The following is a 15,313-nucleotide window of genomic DNA, read 5'->3' as shown; positions in this document are numbered from 1 at the left end:
GCGGGGGCGGCGGCCGGGGCGGGGGGGGCCCCCCCGGCCCCCGGGGCCCGCCACCACGCGGGCCGCCCACGACGCGCCCGGCGCCGGGCCCGTCGGCGAGCGCGGCCTCGGCGGGACCCACGAGCCCGGCCCGGCCGAACCAGCCCACTCCGGCGGCTCGGTCGACGACGCGACCGTCGTGCTGCGGCGGGCTGACGCGCGAACGCCGCTCACCCCCGGCCGCCACGAGGTGCCCCACGACAACCGGAGCCGACTGGTCACGCCCGACCAGGCCAGCCCAGCCGTGGCCAGGCCGGAAGAGGTAATCGCCGGCCCACCTCCGCGCCAGGGATGACCGCCCCGACGGCCGGGCGGGCAGCCGGGCCCGTCATCGACGCTCCGCCCGGGACCGGGCCGGCCACCGAGCCGGTCACCGAGCCGGCGACAGTCCCGGTGTCGAGAGTGGCGCACCGGATCGCGGGCCTGGACCGCGGCGGCGTGGGTGTCCTGACGATCTACCTCGTCCTGCTGTTCGTGATCCCGGCCCGCCTCGCGGTCGGCCCGGCCGGCACCCCGGCAAGCCTGTTCGGCCTGGTCATGCTCGCGCTCTGGACACTCGGGCGGCTGCTCGGGGCTCCCCGGGCCTCCGGCCTCGCTCCCGTGCAGCGTCTCGGCGCCGCGTTCCTGTTCGCCATGCTGGCCAGCTATGTCGCGGCGACGCTGCGGGCCGCGCCCGGCGGGGAGATCAACGCGGCCGACCGGTTCGTGCTGTTCACGCTGTCGTCGCTGGGCGTGCTGACGTACTCCTGCGACGCGCTGCGCGACACCGACCAGGTCGACCGGGTCGTCGGCCGGATGGTCAACTTCACGGCCGCGCTCGCCGTCGTCGGGATCTTCCAGTTCTTCACCGGATTCGACATCACCACGCTGCTGCAGATCCCGGGGCTCACCGCGACGGCGCCGCTCGAGTCACTGCTGGAACGGGACGAGTTCAACCGCCCGTCCGCCACCGCGACCCATCCGATCGAGTTCGCGGTCGTGCTCGCGATGGCGTTCCCGCTCGCGCTGGCGCGGGCGTTCTACCCGGCGCCGCGCCACGACCGTCGCCGGTGGTTCGCCGTGCTGGCGATCGCCGTGGCGCTGCCGATGTCGCTGTCGCGATCGGGCATCGTCGGGCTGGTGGTCGCCGGCGTCGTGCTGCTGCGCGGCTGGCCACGCTCCCGGGTGCTGCGCGCGCTGCTGATCACCCCGATCTTCGTCGTCGCGATGCGGCTGATGGTGCCGGGCCTCATCGGCACGCTGCGCAACCTGTTCACGTCGATCGGCTCGGACAGCAGCACCCGGTCGCGCACGGACGCCTCCAACACGGCCTTGAACCTGTTTACGGACAACCCGGTTTTCGGCCGCGGGATGGGCACCTTCCTGCCGAGCAACTACGTGATCCTCGACAACCAGTGGCTGCTCACGCTCGTCGACATGGGCGCCGTCGGACTGGCGGTGATCCTCTCGCTGTTCGGCGCGGCGTTCTTCTCGGCCCGCCGCGCCCGCGACCTCACCGACGATCCGCGGGTGCGCGAGCTGGGACTGGCGTTGTCCGCGTCGGTCGCCGCCATCGTCGTCGCGTTCGCCACCTTCGACGCGTTCTCCTTCCCGATGGCCGCCGAGACCGCCTTCCTGATCGTCGGTTGCTGCGGCGCGGTGCTGCGCATCCAGCGCGAGCGGGCTCAGGACGCGGGGGAGAAGACCACGTCGACCCAGTAGTTGGCCGCGTTGTAGGTGCCGGTCGGGAAGGTGGACGACGCCCCGTAGGCATACACGCCGTTGCCCCCGGACCCGCCGCTGGCCAACGCGGTCAGCGGCCCGTTCGTGATGTTCGTCGAGAAGTAGCTCGAGCTGACCGAGTAGTGCCCGGTGTTGGTGTGGTACGACGCCACGTACGTGGTACCCGCGGTCACCTGCACGGGCGTCGCGAACAGAACCTCCTGCCAACCGGTTGTCGACTCGTTCGTGAAGGTGGCACTGGCCAGCGGGGTGCCGCTGCCGTCCCAGAGGGTGCCGACGTGCGAGCCGGTGTTCGCCGCGGACTTGTAGAAGCGGATCCCCGCGATCTGCCCGTTCACCGACGCGGTGAACTTCACCCCCAGCTCGACGGCGCCGGGGTCACCGGCGTCGACCGTGCCGGGAGTCGTCGTGTCGGACCAGAGGGAGTAAAGCCCGTCCGGGGAGCTGGCCCAGGCGGTGGTGAACGACCAGTTGGTCTGGGCCATGACGTTGTTCGCCGCGTCCGCCGCGCCGCTGACGGTCACCGTGTACTGGGTGAGCGGGGCGAGCGGCCCGGTCGGCGTGAACGTCGCCGTCCTCGTCGGGGCGTCGTAGCTGACCGTGCCGCCGGCCTGTCCCGCCGCCGAGCTCACCGTCATCGCGACCGTCGCCGGCGCGACGGCCTCGCTGAAGGTCACCTGCGGGGTGGCCGAGTGCGCGACCGAGGTCGCGCCCGACAGTGGCGAGACGGCGGTCACGGCGGGCGGGGTCGTGTCCGGCGGCGGGATGGTCGTGAAGACCACGTCGACCCAGTAGTTCGCGTTGTGGTAGCTCTCGTTCGGGAAGGCGCCCGACGTGTAGCTGTACACGCCGTTGCCGCCGGCCAGCGCTGTCAGTGGCGCGTTGCTGACGGCGTTGTCGAACGCGTATCCGTCAGCCGAGTAGTGCCCGTTCGGCGCGCGGTACGAGGCGACATAGGTGGTACCGGCGACCACCGGGATCGGGCTGCCGAAGTTCACCTGCTGCCAGCCACTCGCCGTCTCGTTCGTGAAAGTAGCGGTCGCCAGCTGGGTACCGTTCGCCGTCCACAGCTTGCCGGTGTGGGTCCCCGTGTTGGCCGCGGACTTGTAGAACCGGACGCCGCTTATCCAGCCGTCGACGGCCGCGGTGAACCGCACCCCCAGCTCCACCGAGCCGGAGTCGCCCGCGTCGACGATCCCCGGGGTGGCGGTGCTCTCGAAGAGCGTGCACGGACAGACGCCGGACGCCGTGAACGACCAGCTCACCGGGGTCATGGTGTTGCCGGCCTGGTCCTGGGCCCCGGAGACCGCGACGGTGTAGACGCCACCGGACGCGAGCGGCGCCGTCGGGGTCAGGGTGGCGACCCTGGTCGACGCGTCGTAGCCGGGCTGGGCCGCGACGGGCTGGTTCTGGGCGTCGGTGAGCGTCATGGTGACGGACGCCGGCGTGACCGCCTCGCTGAACGTCGCCCGCGCGGCGGCGTTCACCGGAACGCTGGTGGCGCCCGTGCCCGGGCTGCGCGCGGAGAGCGTCGGGGCCGTCGTGTCCGGCGGCAGGGTCATGACGACGTCGACCCAGTAGTTGTGCGGCGTGCCGTTGGTCGGGAACGCATGGCCGCCATAGACGTACACGCCGTTCTGCCCGTCGACGCCGTTGGCGAGCGCGTGCAGCGGCGGGCTGTCCACACCGACGCCGCCGAAGCCGTTCGCGTTCACCGAGTAGCGGCCGGTGGTGGTGTGGTACGAGGCCACATAGGTCGTGTTCTTGTTGATGGGCACCGGGCTGGTGAACGTCAGGGTCTGCCAGCCGGCCGCGCTCTCGTTGGTGAACGTGCCGGTCGCGAGCTGGGTACCCTCCGCGGACCACAGGGTGCCGGTATGGGCGCCGGTATTCTGCGGGCCCTTGTAGAAGCGGATGCCGGTGACGTGGCCATCCTGGTCGGACCGGAACTTCATTCCGAGCTCGACCGCAGCCGGGTCGTTCTCCGTGACGGTCCGCGGCACCGCCGAGTCGGGCCAGACCGAGCAGGGGCAGGTCCCGGGCGGGGGCGCGGCGGCCGCCGTGGTGAAGGTCCAGCCCACGGGCGCGGCCAGGGTGTTGCCGGCCGCGTCCCTGGCCCCGGACACGGTGGCCGTGTGGGCGGTGGCGTTGGCCAGGGGCGTGGACGGGGTGAACGTGGCGGTCCTGGTGGCCGCGTCATAGCCAACCGAGCCGGCGACGTTCGACCCGCCGGCCGCCAGGGTGAACCCGATGGTGGCCGGCTGGACCGCCTCGCTGAACACCGCCGTCACGGCGACGGTGGTCGGCACGCTCGTCGCGCCGGCGATCGGCGCCTGGGCGGTGACGGCGGGCGCCGTCACGTCCGGCGGTTCGACGTCGCTGAACACCGGCTCGACCCAGTAGTTGCTCGCGCCATAGGTGTCCGACGGGAAACCGGCGCTGCCGGAGCGGAACACGCCGTTCGCCGCGCTCGCCGTGTGCCGCGGCGAGCGCAGCGGCGCCGCTTCCAGGCCAGCGGTCTCGAAGTAGCCGGTGTCGCCCGAGAAGTGCCCGTTGGGGGCGAAATACGAGGCTATGTAGGTCGTGTTCGCGGTGATCTGCACCGGCTGCGCGAAGGCGACCTCCTGCCAGCCGGACGCGGTCTCGTTGGTGAAGGTCGCGGTGGCCAGCTGAGTGCTGGTCGTCGTCCAGAGCGATCCGGTGTGGCTGCCGGTGTTGCCGGTTCCCTTGTAGAAACGGATGCCGGTCACCCAGCCGCCGACGTCGGCGGTGAACCGCACACCGACCTCGATCGGGGTCGCGTCGGTGAAGGCCGGCACCTTCGGGGTCATCGAGGAGCCGAACAGCAGGCAGGGGCAGGCGACGGTCACCGACCGGGACACCGGCGTGGACAGGTTCGCGCTGTCGTCCGCGGCGCGCACCTTGATCGACGAGGCGCCCAGCCCGTGCATGACGCCGGTGTAGCTCCAGGTGCCGCGGCCGGTGGCCGGTCGCCAGGTGGTGCCGCCGTCGAGCGACACCTCGACCGCGCCGACCTGACCGCCGGCGTCGCTGGCGGTACCGGAGACCGTGACCTCGCCGCCGTTGCTGACGGTGGCGCCGGCGGCCGGCGCGCCGATCGTGACGCTCGGCGGGGTGGTGTCCGTGCTGGCGGTGGCCGCGGCCAGCCCGGGCTGGAGGCTGGCGGGCTGGATGCCCATGTCCGCGAACAGGTTCACGGTCGCCTGTTGCATCCGCTGGTCCACCGGGGTCGCGGCGCCGTCGTGCCGGTCGTCCAGGCCCCAGCTCCACTGGATCGTGCCCGCGCCGAACACCAGCGCGCCGCTCGGCGCCCGGTACAGCGTCAGGTGATGGGTGGTCGTACCCGGCGCGACCGTGGTGCCGTAGTCCTGGAGGTACTGGGTGACCGGCCCGGTGGTGGTGGACAGCCGCACCAGGCCCGCCGGCCGGGCGGCGTTGAGCAGGTCCTCGTCGGACTCATAGCCGAGGGTGTGCGGGGACAGCGTCGCGACCTGGCCGGCGCCGAGCGTCGCGACGTCGGTGCCGCGCCAGAGGCGCATCCTGCCGTCGGCGGCCGGGACGGTGATCGCCATGTCGACGTCGTTGACCATGTAGCCGACCCCGGTGAGCCCGTTCTCGGGGTGCCCGCCGTCAGCCGGCGGCGACTCGCGCGGGTCGCGCCAGGTGCCGGTCCAGGTCGTCGCCCCCTGCGGGTCGTCGACGTCGCCGTAGGTCTCCTTGTAGGTGACCATCGTGCGCCAGGGGGTGTTCGCGCCGTCGACGCTGTTCTCCCAGCGGGTCTTCCAGTAGACCTCGTTGCCGCTGAAGAACGCCAGGTCGACGCCCGCGTCCCGGGCCGCCGTCACGTGCGCGCGCTGCTCGCCCGACCAGTACTCGTCGTGGCCGACCGAGAGGAAGACGTCGTGGTTGAGCAGCAGCCCGCCGGAGCGGGCGACGTCCACCCCGGTGAGGTAGGTCAGGTCGTAGCCGTTGCGCTCCAGGAAGCGGATCATGGGGTACTCGTTGGCGAAGACGAAGTCGCGGCCCCAGGGGGTGCTGCCGCGGGTGTCGAACGGCCGGTTGTAGCTGACCTTGTAGGCGCGCCCGATCGGCCCGGGGTAGAGGCTGGCGCCGCCGTAGGAGTTGTAGGCCTGCCAGGTGGTGTCCGAGGTCTGGAACACGGCGTCGGAGTGGCTGGAGTCGTCGCGGACGACGAAGACGATGTGGCTGTCGCCGCTGTTGTTGCCCGGGATCAGGCGGGCGAAGTACACGCCGGAGACGGCGTTCGAGGGCACCGCCCAGGTGGCCGACTCCGACCAGTTGCCACAGTCGGTGAGGTTCGTGCTGGCGTCGAACAGGCAGGCCGGCTGGTTGTGCGGCCCGGTGCGGGTGAAGGACGCGATCTCGCGGGCGCCGTCGCCGCCGTACCAGCCGAGCCGGTAGATCTTCACCGTGTAGCTGGTGACGCTCGTCTTGATCTTGAAGTGGACGGTGCCGCCGGTGTTGACGCTGATGTCGGTGGTGAAGCCCTGGAGCGCCTCGTTGCCGACGCCGTCGATCTGCCACTCCGACTCCGGCGTGCCAGGTCTGGTGTTCTCGCACGCCACCGGGTTGACGACCGGCGGGTCGCAGGGGCCCGCCGCCCGGGCCGGCGGGCTCGGCGGTCCCCAGACCGCCATCGCGAGGGCGAGCAGGGCCGCCACCGCGAGCGAGACCGCTCGCCATTTCCATAAAGGCCGGTCATTCAGCAAGGCGAACCCCCGGTACACGCCCGCACGGTGGCGCCACCCACCGCAAGCTCATCCAGGCGGCTCGCGCTGAAGCGCGCCACTGACCGTGGATTCAGTACCCCGGCCGCGCGACGACCGCGACGGCCGCGCGCATGGCATCAGGCGACCGCTGCGCGGCCGTCCCCCTCCTGGATGCCGGCCCCCTCAGCCCGGCGGGCGAGACCATATCGCATTTCTCCTCATCCAGGAACGGACAACCGAGACCGTCATAAAGGTTGACGCCCTGGACAACACACCTTTGCGCCCCTCGACCTGCTCCCAAGCAGATAACGCTTTCTTGGCGACAACCGCGCCGATCTCGACATCTCCGGGCAGGAAGCGCAAAAATCTGCCGCCAGGTAGCGCGACAGTCCATTTTGATCGGTTATGGGCGATAACGGGGCGGGCGCGGCACGGCCGGGCCATAAGACGGATGCGCCACTCCCGCCCTTTTCCGTATGCTCCGTCCGGAACCGGGGGGCCGATGTATTCCACGCTGCGCGACGTGCCGCACGGGCTGGCCGAGGCCGGCGCCGCGAGCCGGCCACGCCGTCGGCGCGGCGCGGTCGGGCGGGTCGTGCTCGTCCTGGGGCTGACCAGCCTGCTGACCGACCTGTCCACCGAGATGGTCGCCGCGGTGCTGCCGCTCTACCTCGTCCTGCAGGCCGGGCTGAGCCCTTTCCAGTTCGGCGTCGTCAACGGGCTCAACCAGGCCGCGACCGCGCCCGTCCGGCTGATCAGCGGGGTGCTGGCCGACCGGTCGGCCCGCCATCGCGAGGTCGCCGCCACGGGGTACGCCATGTCGGCGGTCTCCCGGATCGGGCTGCTCGCCGCCGGCGGCTCGCCCGGCCTGATCGGCGGCGCCATCGCCGTCGACCGGCTCGGCAAGGGCATCCGGACCGCGCCGCGCGACGCCATGCTGTCGCTGGCGACCGACCAGCGCGCCCTCGGCACCGCGTTCGGGGTTCACCGAGCGATGGACACCCTCGGCGCGATGCTCGGCCCGGTGGCCGCGTTCGGGGTGCTCACCGCCGTCGCCGGTGGCTACGACGTCGTCTTCGTCGCCAGCGCCGCCATCGGGGCGATCGGCGTGGCCGTGCTGCTGCTGTTCACGGGCCGGCAGCCGGCGGCCGAGCGGCGCGCGCCAACCGTCGCGCCGGGCGGGTCCCTCGGCGCGCGGCCGGCCGTGGACCTGGCCACGGCGGATGCCGTCGCCGCGCCGCCGGCCAGCCGGGGGGCGCGGGCACGAGAGCTCGCCGCCCTGGTCGTCGACCCCCGGCTGCGCAGGATCCTGCTGGCCGCCTGCGTGCTGGCGCTGGCCACGATCGGGGACGCGTTCCTCTACCTGAAGCTGCAGCGGACGCTCGACCTCCCGGTACGCCTGTTCCCGTTGCTCGCGGCCGGGACCGCGGCCGCGTACCTGCTGGCGGCGCTGCCCGTGGGCGTCCTGGCCGACCGGGTGGGCCGGCGCCGGGTGCTGCTCGGTGGCCACGGCTGCCTGCTGGCCGCCTACCTCACGCTGCTCTCGCCACTGCCGCCGACGGCGATGCTCGTGACCTGCCTGGCGCTGGTCGGCCTGTACTACGCCGCCGCCGACGGGGTGCTGGCCGCGCTGACGAGCGCCGCGCTGCCGGCGGGCACCCGCACGACCGGGCTCGCGCTGGTGCAGACCGGCGTGGCGCTCGGCCAGTTCACCGCGTCCGTCGCTGCCGGCGCGCTGTGGACCGCCCACGGCGCCGACACGGCGCTGGCCGCCGTCGCCGGCGCGCTGGCGGTCGCGCTCGCCGTCGCCGCCTGGGCACTGCGCCAGCCACGCCCCGGGCGAACCCGCGCGGCGCGGCGGCGACGGAACCGACACGGCGGCGCGGCCCTCCCCCACATCGGCGGGGGATCGCCATGACCAGCGCCTCGAAGGACGCCCCGCCGGCCGCGGGCGCCGAACCGCCACCCGGCGCCGCTGAGCCGGAAACCGGCCGGGCCGGGCCGGCGGGGCGGGTCGCGCCGGCCGGGCCCGGCTCGCCGCCCGGCGGGCCGGCGCGGGCCCGGTGGGAACGGTGGTGGCGGGTCGGCGTGCTCGCCGTCGTCGTCGCCCTGGCCGTGGGCGTCAGCATCGGCTACGGCCTGCACGCCGCCCGGCGGACCGCCGCCGGCCACGCCGCGGCCGCCGGCGGCGGGAACGTCACGATCTCCCCGGGCACGATCGTCTTTCGCGACACCGAGCGGGGGCCGGGCTACGGCCAGGTGTCGTTCGTGTCCCTCGACGACCCGGGCGGCCCGCGCACCGTCACCGGGCTGCAGTGCGACCGGGTCGACATGGTGGCCACCGCCGGCCTGTGCCTGGCGGCCAGCCCGGGCATCTACACCTCGTACAAGGCATTCACGTTCGACTCCGCCCTGCGTATCACGCACGGCTTCACCGTGGCCGGAATTCCCAGCCGGGCGCGGCTGTCCCGCGACGGCCGGATGGCCGCGGTCACCACGTTCGTCAGCGGCCATTCCTACACGAGCGCCGGATTCTCCACCGCGACCCTTCTCTACGATGTCGCGGCCGGGCGCGAGCTGGGCAACCTGGAATTCTTCACCATCACCCGCGACGGCGAACGGATCCAGCCGGTGGACGTGAACTTCTGGGGCGTGACCTTCGCCTCGGACAACGACCGTTTCTACGCTACGATGGCGACCGGTGGAACGACCTATCTGGTCGAGGGCAGCGTCGGGGGGCGCGCGGTGCATACCGTTCATTCGGGCGTCGAATGCCCGTCGCTGTCACCCGACGAGACGCGGGTCGCCTTCAAGAAACGTGTCGCCGGCGGCGGCCCGGTGACCTGGCGGGCCACCGTCCTCGACCTGGCCACCGGGCGCGAGACCCCACTCGCGGAAACCCGCGACGTCGACGACCAGCTGGCCTGGTACGACAACGACACGGTGGCCTACGGCCTGCCAAGGACCGGCGCGGACGCCGTGGTCGACGACGTCTGGACCGTGCCGGCCGACGGCACAGGACGACCCGCGCCGCTCGTCTCGGGTGCCTGGTCGCCGGCGTTCGTCCGATGAGCGCGGGCGCCCGGCTGGACCGTCTCCGCGCGTGGGTGACGCCGCGGTCGGCGAGAATCGCCGCCGCCGCGGCGGCGGCCGCCTTCGTGCTGGTCACCGGCCTCGGTGTCGCCCTCGGCGACGACCTGCGTTTCTTCGACGAGCAGTTGTACGTCCGCTACGCCGACCATCTCGTGGCCGACCACACGTATTCCATGGACGGCGAGACGCCGTCCGCCTACCGGCCGCCGGCCTACCCGTTCCTGCTCGCCGCCTTCCGTCTTCTCGACGTCGGGGTCATCGGCCTGCGGATCGTCAACGCGCTCCTGTTCGCCCTCGGCGTGTACGGGATCTACCTGCTCGGGCGGCGGCTCATCACCCCGGCGGCGGGCGCGCTGGCCGCCGTGCTCAGCGCCTGTTATCCGCCGCTGGTCTACACCTCGGCGAACCTCTATCCGCAGGCGCTGTCGCTCGCGCTCATCGTCGGCCTGCTGCTGGCCGCGTTGCGGGCGCTGGACGCGGGCGGTTGGCGGGCGAAGGCGGCCTACGGCCTGGCCGGCGGGCTGGCGCTCGGCGCGCTCGCGCTGGCCGCGCCGTCGTACGGCGCGATCGGCGCGCTGCTCGTCGGCTGGCTCGTCCTGTTCCGGCGCCGCGCGGGCGGCCTCCTGGTCGCCGCGGCGCTGGTGGTGGCCGCGGCCGTGCTGCCGGCCGCGTGGGTCACCCGCAACCTCGTGACGTTGGACGCCTTCGTGCCGGTGTCCACCAACGACGGCTACAACCTGCTGCTCGGGAACAACCCTCAGGCGACGCCCACCAGCGGCGACCGGATCGACGTGACGCCCTACCTGCCGCCGCAAGGCGCCCCGCCCGAGTCCGAGGTGGAGCAGAGCAGGCGGTTCCGGACCGCCGCCGTGGACTGGGTCGGCGACAACCCGGGCGACGCGGCCTGGCTCTACCTCGGCAAGCTGGCCAACCATTACAACATCACCAACGAGTACAGCACGTCGGGCGTGGGTGGCCGGCTCGCGCGCGACGCGCTCACAGCGGTGGTCTACCTCCCGTTGCTCGCGCTCTTCCTCGTCCGGGTCGCCGCGGCGGCGCGCGGCGCGGCGCCGCTGCGCCGCGGCGAGGGACTGCTGCTCACGATCGTCGTCGGCGTGCCGTTCCCGATGGCCGTGTACACCACCCGGATCCGCTACCGGCTGCCGCTCGACTGCCTGATGTTCCTGGTCGCGCTCGGCCTCGCCGGTCGTTCCCGCGACGGGCGCGCGCCGGCGGCCGGGGCCGTGGCGGTGCCCTCCCGCCGCGGCGAGGGCGAGGGCGAGCAGGCCGGCGGGCGGCCGGCCCGCCGCGCGCCCCTGGGCGCGGCCGGCCGGGGCGCCCATCGGCGGAGCAACCGGGACGAGGCGGGCGAAGCGGCTTCGGCCAGGATTCCGCCGGGTCCGCCCGATCGCCTGTCCGACACATTCCGCGACGAGTGTTGACCGCGAAGCGGCGGCCGGATGCCCGTCCCGCGGTTACGCTCCGGGACCATGCAGCTCCGCTCGCCCGCGTCGGCGCGGGCCGGCCGCCTCGTCAGCCTGGGCGTCGTCAGCCTGCTCGTGACGCTCACCGTCCTGCTCACCGGCTGCGAGCCCAGGACAGGGCTCGGCGTGCAGCCGCCGATCGGCGGCACCGACACGGAACCGGTTGATTTCGGCGGACCTGTCACGATTGTCGCTCTTGGGGACTCCTACTCCTCGGGCGAGGGCAACGTTCCGTTCGACACGGACGCGCCAGGCTGTCGCCGCGGCGGCGCCGCGTGGCCGCGGCTGCTCGGCCAGCGGATCGCCAGCTCGGACGTCCGGCTGCTCGCCTGCTCCGGCGCGACGACAGCCGCCTTCACCACGTCGTTCCACGGCCAGCCTCCCCAGGTCGAGGCGCTGCGCGCGCTGGTGGCCTCCGGAGTGCGGCCAACCATCGTCACGATCACGATCGGCGGCAACGACGCCGGTTTCGGACGAACCGTCACGAGCTGTGTCGTCTGGCGCTGCTTCTGGAACGGCAACGACGACCAGAGCCGGGAGTTCGTCACCGACACCCTGCCCCCGTTGCTCGAGTCCGCGTACTCCGCGGTCAAGGAAGCGGCCCCGGAGGCGCGGATCCTCGTCGTCGGCTACCCGGAGCTGATCCCGAACCGTTCCGACAACATCTGCAAGTGGCTCGACAACAACGAGCGCCAGCAGCTCACCGGCCTGAACAACGACCTCAACCGGGTGGCCCGGCGCGCGGCCCACGAGGTGGGCGTCGAGTTCCTGTCCCTCAACGGCGTGTTCGACGGCCACCAGATCTGCACGACGGACGCCTGGGTGTACCCGGTGGCCGTGACCGGCGCCGGGCTGCAGGCCAGCGCCCACCCGAACGCCCAGGGGCAGCAGGCGATCGCCGATGCCGTCTACAAGGACCTCGCCAAGGGCAAATAGCGGGCCGCCATCACCGTCCGGTCCGGCTGATCGCTCCGGGGACGCCCGGTCCGGCCAGGTCAGACGGGCGGGCGGGTCCTCTCCGGCGGCGGGGCGGGCGCCGAGGTGGCCAGGCCCCCGCCGGTGGCGGTGGCGGCAACGGGTCGGCAGCCGGGCGGCGGCTGGTCGTTGACGTAGTGGTCGGAGACCCGGAAATCGGCGAAGTCGACATGCTGGTCGGTGGGGCTCGCCCAGCTCAGGTCGCCGCCGCCGAAGAAGGTCGAGAAGAAGACTCCGTCCACCCGCAACGCGGCCGTCTCCCGGAACAGCACGTCGTCGGCGCGCAGGATGTCGCGGCCGTCCAGCCAGACCGTGACCGATCCGTCGGCCCGGCCGGGCGTGTTCAGCCGAACCCGCTGCTGCACGGTCGCCCACCGGCCCGTCGGCCACGTCCAGCCGCCGAGGCTGGTGCCGAAGTCCTTCGAGGACGGCAGGTAGGCGTAGACCACGCCCGTACCGCCCGTACGCCACATGTAGCGGGTCGAGAACCCGTTCGTCCCGTCCGGCACGTTGCCGCCGGCGACGTGGTCGCCCCCGAACAGGCCGGGCAGCTTCCCGCCCTTGTTGAACTGGAAGCCGGCCGGAAAGCGGACGCGGTAGCTCAGGTGCGCGACGTCGGTGGAGCCGGTCCGCAGCCCCAGGTACACCTGAGCTCCGCCGGTCGGCGCGTCGTGCTCACGCACCGAGAGCTGACTGGCCGACCCGGCCGGGTAGGCGACCCGCAGGTACCTGGACACGCAGCCGTCGTGGCCGTCGACCAGGCGGACACGGTCGAGGTTGAACGAACCCCGGGTACGCATCACCAGCGCGTCGCCGAAGAACTCGGCCAGCGGCCGGCGGCCTCGCGTCTGGCTGGCCGCCGGTCCGGCCGCCGGCGCAGGCCGCCAGGGCGACCGCCGCCGGCAGCAGGGCGCCGAGCGCCGCCCGGGCCATCCGGACGCGCGCCGCCGGCGCGGCGCGACGCTCCAGGAGACGGGTCTCGGCGAGCCGACGCGACGGCCTCACTCCAGGACGGCCGCGAGCGCCGGGCCGAGGAAGGGCGCGAGCAGCGTCGAGTACGTCCCGGTCACGTGGCTCTTGTCGTAGTAGACGATCGTGTTGCCGATGATCGGTGGGCAGCTGTCGCGCGCGCACAGCCACGGGACGGGGTCGACGAGGGTGGCGCCGCCGTCGCGCGCGCCCCGGTTCTCGACCTCGCGCTGCGGTTCGGTCAGCTTCGACGCGCTGATCGGCACCACGCACTCGCCCACCTTCGACGGGTGCCGCGCCAGGCAGTCCGGGACGGCGAAGCCGGGATACGGCGTGTCCTCCAGGAATGCGACCCTGGCGCCGGTCGAGCGCAGTGTGCGCATCAACTCGGCCATGGGCCGCGGCCCGGCGTGGATGGCGTTGGTACGCGCCTCGGAGCCGACTACCACCAGGGCTGGCCGCAGCTCCGCGATCTTCTCGAGAACCGCGGCTCTCCACGTTTCACACTCGGTGTAGACGCGTTTGAGCGCCTCCAGGTAGAAGTCCGGGTACGCGGCCGGTGGGCAGCCGCCCTTCATGTAGGGGATGACCCGCCAGTGGCGCTCCTGGCCGATCGCGTTCATCGCGTTGAACCACTGGTTCGCGTGCGAGTCGCCGAGCAGGACCACGGTCGTCGGCCCGGCGGGATCGCCGTAGACGCAGTCGGTCGGGGTGCTCGACGCGATGGACGTGTAGCACTTGTTCGCCCGGAAGTCGTCCGGCGCGTCCCGCAGCGACGGCTGCAGGCCGTCCGGCAGCGCGCGGATCCCCAGCGACTCCTCGATGAGCGGCGTGAGCGCGCTCGTCCCGACACCCACGAACCGGGTCTCGACGGCGGCCGGGCCGTTCGCCCGCGCCTCGCCGCCGGCCACCGCGAGCGGCTTCGGCGGGCCGGCCGCGCCGCCGCCCGGCACGGTGGCGACGGCGGCGACCACCAGCGCGGTCCCCGACGCCACCCCGGCGAGCGCGACGCCCAGCCCGATGCCCAGGACCGGCCGGCGGACCAGCCCGGGCCTGCGCCGGACCGGGTTCTCCACCAGCCAGTAGGTCAGCGCCGCGAGCACCAGGGACACCGCGATCGCCGCGAGCTTCTGGCCCGTGGTGAACGGCCGGCCGGTCGCCTCCGGCCAGATCCGCAGCACCGGCCAGTGCCACAGGTACCACGAGTAGCTGAGCCGGCCGATCACCCGCGGCGCGGCCCGGCCCAGCAGCAGCTCGGCGCCGCGCGGCGGCGCGGCGCAGCCGCCGGCCACGACGAACGCCGCCGCCAGCACCGGCAGCAGCGCCGCGGACCCCGGGTAGGGGGTGGAATCGTCCAGGAGGAAGGCCGCCGCGACGATCCCCGCCAGCCCCAGCCAGGTCAGCTGCGCCGACAGCGCCCGCGGCATCCGCCCGAACGCCCCCGCCCAGGCCGCGACCAGCGCGCCGAGCGCGAGCTCCCAGGCCCGGGTATGCCCGCCGAAATAGGCCCACGGCGCCGAGCGGGCCGTGATTAGCACGCTCAACGCGAACGAGCCCGCCGTGACCGCGAGCAGCGCGAACACCACGGCGCGGCCGGCGGCGGCGTCCGCGCCGGTCCCGGCCGGCGGCCCGCCGTCGGCCACGCCCGGCGGGGCGCCGGGCCGGCGCGCCGCGAGGCCGCTCGCGGCGAGGGTGGCGAGGATGAGCAGCAGCGGCCACACGAGGTAGAACTGCTCCTCGACCGCCAGCGACCAGTAGTGCTGGAACGGCGACGGCGGCCCGTCGGCCTGGAAGTAGTCGGTCCCCGCCTCGGCCAGCCGGAGGTTGACCGCCGAGAACGCCGCGTACATCCCGTCGACGGCGATAGCGCGCAGCCGCAGCGGGGAAAGCCAGCACCACGACGCGGCGACGGTCGCCACGATGACCACGGCGGCGGCCGGGATGATCCGCCGTGCCCGGCGGGCGTAGAACGCGCGCAGCGAGATCCGCCCGGCGCGGGCCCGCTCCTTCAGCAGCTGCTGGGTGATGAGGAAGCCGGAGATGACGAAGAAGACGTCGACGCCGACATAGCCGCCGGGCACGCCCAGCCCCGAGTGGCCCAGGACGACCAGCAGCACGGCGACCGCGCGCAGGCCCTCGATGTCCGGCCGGAACGAGCGCGCCCGGCGGCCCTCGCCCGGTGGCGGGTGGATGGCTGCCGCGCCGGCCGGCGCGGCCGGCTCGGCGGGCGGGCGGCCGGGGGGGGGCGGGGCCGGGGGGGGCGGGGCGGGGGGGGGCGGC

Annotated in this window: 8 protein-coding genes and 1 pseudogene; 6 read left to right on the top strand and 3 right to left on the bottom strand. The window is 73.5% G+C overall.

The genetic code is table 11. The annotated features are described in order from the left end of the window. A pseudogene (locus tag I6A81_RS44285) lies at window positions 1-334 on the top strand (hypothetical protein); the annotation flags it as partial. Further along, entirely contained in the window at window positions 331-1,740 is a 1,410-nt protein-coding gene (locus I6A81_RS34235; protein WP_203004455.1) for an O-antigen ligase family protein, read from the top strand. The pseudogene I6A81_RS44285 and the gene I6A81_RS34235, both read left to right, overlap by 4 nt. On the opposite strand, the gene I6A81_RS34230 is transcribed toward I6A81_RS34235, so the two are convergent. Beyond that, window positions 1,704-6,530 carry a DUF4082 domain-containing protein gene (locus I6A81_RS34230; RefSeq protein WP_203004454.1) on the bottom strand — a complete coding sequence of 1,609 codons (4,827 nt, stop codon included), beginning with the start codon at window positions 6,528-6,530 and terminating at the stop codon, window positions 1,704-1,706. The genes I6A81_RS34235 and I6A81_RS34230 overlap by 37 nt on opposite strands. 484 nt (window positions 6,531-7,014) lie before the next feature. Between I6A81_RS34230 and I6A81_RS34225 the strand changes: the two genes are divergently transcribed. Genes I6A81_RS34225 through I6A81_RS34210 form a run of 4 tightly spaced genes read left to right on the top strand, consistent with a single transcriptional unit; the run spans window position 7,015 to window position 12,025 of the window. Further along, complete coding sequence (locus I6A81_RS34225; protein ID WP_203004453.1) at window positions 7,015-8,430, top strand: MFS transporter; 1,416 nt, start codon at window positions 7,015-7,017, stop codon at window positions 8,428-8,430. Further along, window positions 8,427-9,584 (top strand): TolB-like translocation protein, encoded by a 1,158-nt coding sequence (locus I6A81_RS34220; RefSeq protein WP_203010408.1) that lies wholly within the window; start codon window positions 8,427-8,429, stop codon window positions 9,582-9,584. Before I6A81_RS34225 ends, I6A81_RS34220 begins: the two co-directional genes overlap by 4 nt. Then, the gene (locus I6A81_RS34215; RefSeq protein WP_203010407.1) at window positions 9,581-11,047 is read left to right on the top strand and encodes an ArnT family glycosyltransferase; all 1,467 of its coding nucleotides are present in this window, start codon (window positions 9,581-9,583) and stop codon (window positions 11,045-11,047) included. Before I6A81_RS34220 ends, I6A81_RS34215 begins: the two co-directional genes overlap by 4 nt. A 48-nt stretch (window positions 11,048-11,095) precedes the next feature. Beyond that, window positions 11,096-12,025 (top strand): SGNH/GDSL hydrolase family protein, encoded by a 930-nt coding sequence (locus I6A81_RS34210; protein WP_203003756.1) that lies wholly within the window; start codon window positions 11,096-11,098, stop codon window positions 12,023-12,025. Between the two features lie 59 nt (window positions 12,026-12,084). Here the strand turns inward: I6A81_RS34210 and I6A81_RS34205 are convergent, their stop codons facing one another. Both I6A81_RS34205 and I6A81_RS34200 read right to left on the bottom strand, forming a co-directional pair. Continuing rightward, on the bottom strand, window positions 12,085-12,864 hold the full coding sequence (locus tag I6A81_RS34205; RefSeq protein WP_203010406.1) for a polysaccharide lyase: 780 nt from the start codon (window positions 12,862-12,864) through the stop codon (window positions 12,085-12,087). A gap of 201 nt (window positions 12,865-13,065) precedes the next feature. After that, on the bottom strand, window positions 13,066-15,225 hold the full coding sequence (locus I6A81_RS34200; protein ID WP_203008286.1) for an acyltransferase family protein: 2,160 nt from the start codon (window positions 15,223-15,225) through the stop codon (window positions 13,066-13,068). Window positions 15,226-15,313: the final 88 nt, after the last annotated feature.

Source organism: Frankia nepalensis (assembly GCF_016786325.1).
Classification (GTDB): Bacteria; Actinomycetota; Actinomycetes; order Frankiales; family Frankiaceae; genus Pseudofrankia; species Pseudofrankia nepalensis.
Note: the sequence above shows the minus strand (reverse complement) of the source record. Positions and strands in the feature narration are given on the sequence as shown.